The 1,569-nt window shown below is 67.9% G+C and carries 2 pseudogenes; both read left to right on the forward strand.

Annotation, left to right across the window (positions count from 1 at the left end):
- Window positions 1–69: 69 nt before the first annotated feature.
- Window positions 70–866: pseudogene (locus JCM9942_RS15615) on the forward strand (ParA family protein).
- Window positions 866–1,569 (forward strand): annotated as a pseudogene (locus JCM9942_RS15620) (ParB/RepB/Spo0J family partition protein); the annotation flags it as partial. The pseudogenes JCM9942_RS15615 and JCM9942_RS15620, both read left to right, overlap by 1 nt.

Here is a 1,569-nt window from a genome sequence, read left to right on the forward strand (position 1 = left end):
GCCGATTTCCGCCTGCGCGCCGCTAGCCGCATAATGCCCAGTCCCAACCCGCCTACGAGGCTCTCCTGCATGGCTCGCATCATCGCCATCGCCAACCAGAAAGGCGGCGTCGGCAAGACCACCACGGCCGTCAATCTGGCTGCTTCCCTTGCCGCCGCACCCAAGCGCGTGCTGCTGGTCGACCTGGATTCGCAGGGCAATGCGACCATGGGCAGTGGCGTGGACAAGCGTGAGGTCGCCGCGTCCACCTGCGATCTGCTGCTGGGCGAGATCAGTGCTGCGACGTGCGGGTGAAAACCCCGGAAGGCTTCGACCTGCTGCCGGGCAACATCGACCTGACCGCGGCCGAAATCCAGATGATGAACCAGAGCGAGCGCGAGCAGCGGCTCAAGCGCGCCCTGGCACCGATCCGCGAGGAATACGACTACATCCTGATCGACTGCCCGCCGGCGCTGTCGCTGCTCACGCTCAACGCGCTGGCCGCCGCCGATTCGGTGATCGTGCCGATGCAGTGCGAGTACTACGCGCTGGAAGGCCTGAGCGCGCTGGTGGAAACCATCGAGGCGCTGAAGATCAACCTGAACCCGGCGCTGGAGATCGAAGGCGTGCTGCGCACCATGTTCGATGTGCGCAACAACCTTGCCAACGCGGTGTCCGCGCAGCTGGTCGAATACTTCGGCGACCGCGTGTTCCGCACCATCGTGCCGCGCAACGTGCGCCTGGCCGAGGCCCCCAGCCATGGCCAGAGCATCGTCGGCTATGACCGCGGTTCGCGTGGCGGGGTGGCCTATCTGGGCCTGGCCGGCGAGATCATCCGCCGCAACACCGAACGCAAACCGGCCGTCCACGCCGCGGAGGCTGTCTGATGAGTACGGCGAAGAAGCGCGGTCTGGGCCGCGGGCTGGATGCGTTGCTGGGCCCGCGCGGCGCGGTGACACCGGTCTCTGTTGCCGCCGTGGCCGAGCCGCAGCCGGGGGAAGTGCTGCGCAAGCTGCCTATCGATGCCCTGCAGCCGGGCAAGTACCAGCCGCGTCGCGACATGGACGAAGGCAAGCTGGCCGAGCTGGCCGAGTCGATCACCGCCCAGGGCGTGATCCAGCCGATCCTGGTGCGCCAGATCGAGGGCGGCAAATACGAAATCATCGCCGGTGAACGCCGCTGGCGCGCCTCGCGCCTGGCCGGGCTGGACGAAGTGCCGGCGGTGGTACGCGAGCTGGAAGACCGCACCGTCATCGCGATGGCGCTGATCGAGAACATCCAGCGTGAAGACCTCAATCCGCTGGAAGAAGCCGAAGCGCTGGCACGGCTGGTCAGCGAGTTCTCGCTGACCCACGCCGAAGCGGCGCAGGCGGTGGGCCGCTCGCGCGCTTCGGTGTCCAACCTGCTGCGCCTGATCGATCTGCCGGTCGGGGTGCGCGTGCTGCTGGAAACCCGCCGCCTGGAAATGGGCCATGCCCGCGCGCTGCTGACGCTGGCGCCGGAACTGGCCACCAAACTGGCCCAGGACGCGGCCGATGAGGCTGGTCGGTGCGCGAAGTCGAGCACCGCGCGCAGCAGTTTCGCCGCCGG

The organism is Stenotrophomonas pictorum JCM 9942, from assembly GCF_001310775.1.
In the GTDB taxonomy this organism is placed as follows: Bacteria; Pseudomonadota; Gammaproteobacteria; order Xanthomonadales; family Xanthomonadaceae; genus Stenotrophomonas; species Stenotrophomonas pictorum.